We start from the raw sequence: 5,288 nt of genomic DNA on the forward strand, positions 1-5,288 counted from the left end.
CGGCGGCCGGGGGGGCCGCCACGGCGGCGGCGACGGCGGCCGCCGCTGCCGCGGGCGCCCCGCTGCCGGGCACGGATCCCGACGTACGCGACCTGCCCTGGCCCCCGCACCGCGACGCCGCCGCGACGGCGGACAGCGCCCTGCGTCTGGTGACGCTCGCCGGGCCCGTCGCCCTGTGGGTCGCCTGGCTCGCCGGCGCCTGGTCCTGAGCGCTCGCGGGCCCCTGCCTCCGGCCCGCCGGCCTGCTGTCCGTTGACGCCCTCCGGGTGCCCGGTTACGTTCGATTCAACGTTCTGTTGAAACCGGGAGGGTGCATGGCGGCGCAGGACGACCCGGCCGCGACGTCGATCGGCGCCCCCGTCAGGGCCCGGATCGACGCCTCCCTCGCCCCCGTCGACGCCGCACTCGCCCGCCGGTACCCCGGCGACCCCGGCACCCGCCAGCCCGTGCACACCGTCTACGTCCCCGCCGACGCCTTCGGCGCCCGTACCGTACGGGACTGGGGCCGGCAGGCCCTCGACGCGCTCGACGCGCACGCGCCCGACGCCGGCGCGCTCGCCGCGGCGCTGGGGCTTGCCGAGGGCGCGGCGGGGGAGGTGTACGAGCGGGTGCGGGCCAAGCTGGTGCGCGAGCCGGTCGAGGACCTGCGCGTCGACTTCGAGGACGGCTACGGCCCCCGTCCCGACGACGAGGAGGACGCCGCCGCCGTGGCCGCCGCCCGGGTGGTCGCGGACGCCGTCGCCGCCGGCGGCGCACCGCCGTACGTCGGCATCCGCGCCAAGTGCCTGGAGGCCGCCGTCCGCGACCGCGGCATCCGCACGCTCGACCTCTTCCTCACCGCGCTGCTGCGGGCGGGCGGCGGCGCGCTGCCGGACGGGCTGGCGCTGACGCTGCCGAAGGTCACGTACCCGGAGCAGGTGGGCGCGATGGCCGAGCTGCTGGGGGAGTTCGAGCGCGCGCACGGGCTCGCGGCCGGGCGGCTCGGCTTCGAGATCCAGATCGAGACGACCCAGGCGATCCTCGGCGCCGACGGCCGCGCCACGGTCGCGCGGATGATCGACGCGGCCGGCGGCCGGGCGACGGGGCTGCACTACGGCACGTTCGACTACAGCGCCGCGTGCGGGGTGGCCGCGGCCCACCAGTCGCCGGACCACCCGGTGGCCGACCACGCGAAGGCCGTGATGCAGGTGGCCGCGGCCGGGACGGGCGTGCGGCTGTCCGACGGGTCGGTGAACGTGCTGCCGGTCGGCGGCACGGAACGGGTGCACGCGGCCTGGCGGCTGCACTACGGGCTGGTGCGGCGGTCGCTGGCGCGCGCGTTCTACCAGGGGTGGGACATGCATCCGGGGCAGCTGCCGACGCGGTACGCGGCGGTGTACGCGTTCTGCCGGGAGGGGCTGGACGCGGCGTGCGCCCGGCTGGCGGCGTACGCGGGGCGCGAGGCGGGCGCGGGCGGCGGGGCCGGCGGGGTACTCGACGAGCCGGCGACGGCGCGGGCGCTCAGCGGCTACCTGCGGCGCGGGCTGGACTGCGGGGCGGTGGACGCGGCGGAGGTCACCGAGCGGACGGGGCTGGGGCGGGCGGACCTGGACGCGCTGGCGGGACGGCCGCCGCGGACCTGAGGGCGGCGGCCGACCGGGGACCCCGCCCCCGCCCCGGTCCCGGTACGGCCGGCCTGCCGGTGGCGAGGCGTGCGTGTCGGAGGAGCGGCCTACCCTGGGGCGGGAGTGCGGGGAACACGGATTCTGCGGCGCCGCATGCGGACCGGGTCCCGGTGGGCGTGCCCGGGTTACTGCGTCGCCGCCCGGAGCAGGCCGCGGCGGGCGAATCCAGCGTACAGGTCGCGTATGCCCGTCTCCCACGGGGGCGCCTGCTCGCTGGTGGTGACGGTGTTGCGCAGGGTGCCGAGCAGCGGGGTGGAGATCTCCACGAGGTCGCCCTCGCGGTGGGTGAACCCGCTGCCCGGGGCGCCGCGGTCCGCGGTGGGCGCGAAGAGCGTGCCCGTGAACAGCACGACGCCGTCCGGGTACCGGTGGCGCCGGCTGACCGCCTGGGCGACCAGCGTCTCCAGCGGGCGGCTGATGCGCGCCATGTCGGAGGAGTCGCGCAGCGAGAAGCCGTCCTCGCCCTGCACCGACAGGCCGATCGTCGCCTCGCGTACGGAGTCGACGGTGAAGCCGTCGCCGGTGAGGCGGACGAACGGGCCGAGGGCGGTGGAGGCGTTGTTGTCCTTCGCCTGGGGCAGCAGCAGGGCGCTGCGGCCCTCCACGTCGCGGAGGTTCACGTCGTTGCCCAGGGTGACGCCCGCGATGCGGCCGTCCGAGGCGACGACGAGGACCAGTTCGGGCTCGGGGTTGTTCCACCGGGAGACCTCGGCGACGCCGACGGGCGCCCCGTACCCGACGGCCGACAGCACCGGGCCCTTGGTGAAGATCTCCGCGTCCGGGTCGAGGCCGACCTCCAGGTACTGCGACCACAGGCCCTGCTCGCGCAGCCACGCCAGCAGCTCGACGGCCTCCGGGCTGCCGGCCCGTACCGTCTCCAGCCGGGTGCCGAGCCGGGCGCCGATCCGTGCGCGGATCTCGTCCGCCGCGGCGGCGGCGCCGCCGGCGCGCTCCTCGATGACCCGCTCCATCATGCTGTCCGCGAACGTCACCCCGGCCGCCTTGAGCACCTGCAGGTCCACAGGCGCCAGCAGCCTCGCCCGGTCCGCGGCCCCGGCGGCGGTGGCCGCCAGCACCTCGCCGAGCGGCCAGCTCCGCCCGCCCGCCGCGCCGCGGACGCGGGCGGCGGCGTCGGGACGCTCCAGCAGGTCCGAGACGGTCGGCCCGAGGGCGGTGACGTCGACGAGGACGTCGCCGCGGACGGTCACCAGGCTCGGGCCGCCGTCCGCGGGGTCGAGGAGGCGGCCGACCAGCAGCCCGGCGTCCGCGTCCGTGGGCAGGACGTCCGCGGGGGCGGAGGGGATCTCACGGGGGGCCATGGGGATGCGGCCTTTCTGTGCGCGTGGCGGCGGGCTCGTGCTGACTTCGCATGATGATCGGAACACGGCCGCCGGGGAAGGGGGAGCCCTCGGGGCGAAGTTCCGCGCACGCACTGCCCGGCGGCACGTCGCGGCCGCCCCGGCTCAGCCCGCCGGCGGGCGCTCGCCCGAGCCGCGGGCGACCAGCCGCGTCGGCAGCTCCAGCCGCTCCGGGTCGCCGGCCGCGCCTTCGAGGCGCTGGAAGAGCCGGGCCGCCGCGCGCCGGCCCAGCTCCGCGGGGTCCTGGGCGACGACGGTGATCCCGGGGGAGAGCAGGTCGGCCAGCTCGAAGTCGTCGAAGCCGACGAGGGCCACGGGCCGCCCGCCCGCCGTCAGCGTCCGCACGGCGGTGACGGTGACCCGGTTGTTGCCGGTGAACAGCGCGGAGACCGGATCCGGTCCCGTCGTCATCCGCAGGCACTCCGCCGCCACCCGGGCCGGCTCCGTGCTGCCCAGCGACGTCCACGCCCCGGCGACCGGCAGGCCGGCGCCGGCCATCGCCGCGCGGTAGCCGCGCAGCCGCTCGGCGGCGGTGTGGATACGGGGGTGGTCGCCGATGAAGCCGATGCGGCGGTGCCCGTGCCCGACGAGGTGCTCGACCGCCCGGCGGGCGCCGCCGTAGTTGTCGGACAGTACGGTGTCGGCGCTGATCCGCCCCGGCGGCCGGTCGACGAAGACGGCGGCGATCCCCGCGGCCAGCTCCGGTTCCAGATAGCGGTGGTCGGTGCTCGCCGGCACGACCACCAGCCCGTCCACCCGGCGCGCGCACAGCGCGAGCACCAGCTCCTCCTCGCGCCCGGGGTCCTCGCCGCTGGAGCCGTGGACGAGCAGCGAGCCGTGCGCCCGGGCGACGTCCTCGACGGCCCCGCTCAGCGGGGCGTAGAACGGATCGGCCAGGTCCTCCAGCACCAGCCCGACGGTGGCGGTGCGGCCCTTGCGCAGGATGCGCGCGCTGTCGTTGCGGCGGAAGCCGAGCGCGTCGATGGCGTCCCGGACCCGCCGCTCGGTCTCCTGCGTGACGCCGGGCTCGCCGTTGACCACCCGCGAGACCGTCTTCAGGCCGACGCCCGCGCGGGCGGCGACGTCCTTCATCGTCGGACGGCTGCCGTAGCGGGGCCGCTGCGGGCCGGGAAGGTGATCAGACACGCGCCTGATGATAAGGGCTAGACAACGTTGTCACCCTCTGGGCAGACTGACCGCGGACCGCCCCCGCCCGCCCGACCCGCACCTCCAGGAGACGCCACGATGGTCGCCGCCCAGCCGACCGGGCTCGTCGCCGCGCTCGACATCGGCGGTACGAAGACCGCCGCGGCCCTGGTCGACGCCGGCGGCCGGCTCCTCGCCCGGGCCCGGCGGCCCACGCCCGCCGGCGGAACCGGCGAGGAGGTCATGGCCGCCGTGACCGGGGTGCTGCGCGAACTGGCCGCCGCCGACCCCGCCGGCTGGGCCCGGGCCGGCGCCCTCGGTATCGGCAGCGCCGGCCCCGTGGACGCCCAGACGGGCACCGTCCGGCCCGTCAACATCCCCGGCTGGCGCGACTACCCGCTGGTGGCCGCCGTGCGCGAGGTCACCGGCGCCCGGCCGGTGGTGCTCGTCGGCGACGGCGTCGCCATGGCCGCCGCCGAGCACTGGCAGGGCGCGGCCCGCGGCCGGTCCGCGGCGCTGTGCATGGTCGTCTCCACCGGGGTCGGCGGCGGACTCGTCCTGGACGGCCGGCCGTACGCCGGGCCCACCGGCAACTCCGGCCACATCGGCCACATCGCCGTCGACCTCGACGGCGACCCGTGCCCCTGCGGCGGGCGCGGCTGCGTCGAGCGGATCGCCTCGGGCCCCAACATCGCCCGTCGCGCCCTCGCCGACGGCTGGACCCCGGGCCCGGACGGCGACGACACCGCCGCCGGCGTCGCCGCGGCGGCCCGCGCCGGCGACCCGGTGGCGCTCGCCTCCTTCGACCGGGCCGCGCAGGCGCTGGCCGCGGGTATCGCCGCCACCGCGACGCTGGTCGAGATCGAGGCCGCGGTGATCGGCGGCGGGGTGGCGGCGGCCGGGGAGCTGCTGTTCGCGCCGGTGCGGCGGCATCTGAAGACCTACGCCGCGCTGTCGTACGCGGCGAACGTGGCGGTCGTCCCGGCGCACCTCGGCACGGACGCGGGGCTGATCGGCGCCGCCGCGGCGGCGGCGCAGACGCTGGGCCTGCGGCGGTTCACCGCCCCCGGCTGACGGCCGGGCGCGGTGCGGGGCGGCGGCCCGGCGCGTACGGCGGCGG

At 78.0% G+C, this 5,288-nt stretch carries 4 protein-coding genes and 1 pseudogene; 3 read left to right on the plus strand and 2 right to left on the minus strand.

The genetic code is table 11. From position 1 onward, the window contains the following. A pseudogene (locus tag ABD317_RS33050) lies at window positions 1-209 on the plus strand (ADP-ribosylglycohydrolase family protein); the annotation flags it as partial. A gap of 105 nt (window positions 210-314) precedes the next feature. Beyond that, complete coding sequence (locus ABD317_RS33055) at window positions 315-1,622, plus strand: DUF6986 family protein (RefSeq protein WP_344294925.1); 1,308 nt, start codon at window positions 315-317, stop codon at window positions 1,620-1,622. 167 nt (window positions 1,623-1,789) lie between these two features. Here the strand turns inward: ABD317_RS33055 and ABD317_RS33060 are convergent, their stop codons facing one another. Next, window positions 1,790-2,983, minus strand: a complete 1,194-nt coding sequence (locus ABD317_RS33060) for a fumarylacetoacetate hydrolase family protein (RefSeq protein ID WP_344294928.1) — start codon at window positions 2,981-2,983, stop codon at window positions 1,790-1,792. 144 nt (window positions 2,984-3,127) lie between these two features. After that, window positions 3,128-4,114 carry a LacI family DNA-binding transcriptional regulator gene (locus tag ABD317_RS33065; protein ID WP_344294934.1) on the minus strand — a complete coding sequence of 329 codons (987 nt, stop codon included), beginning with the start codon at window positions 4,112-4,114 and terminating at the stop codon, window positions 3,128-3,130. A gap of 153 nt (window positions 4,115-4,267) precedes the next feature. On the opposite strand from ABD317_RS33065, the gene ABD317_RS33070 reads away from it, so the two are divergent. Then, window positions 4,268-5,242, plus strand: coding sequence for an ROK family protein (locus ABD317_RS33070; RefSeq protein WP_344294931.1), 975 nt, complete (start codon window positions 4,268-4,270; stop codon window positions 5,240-5,242). Window positions 5,243-5,288: the final 46 nt, after the last annotated feature.

The organism is Streptomyces synnematoformans (genome assembly GCF_039531005.1).
Taxonomy (GTDB): domain Bacteria; phylum Actinomycetota; class Actinomycetes; order Streptomycetales; family Streptomycetaceae; genus Streptomyces; species Streptomyces synnematoformans.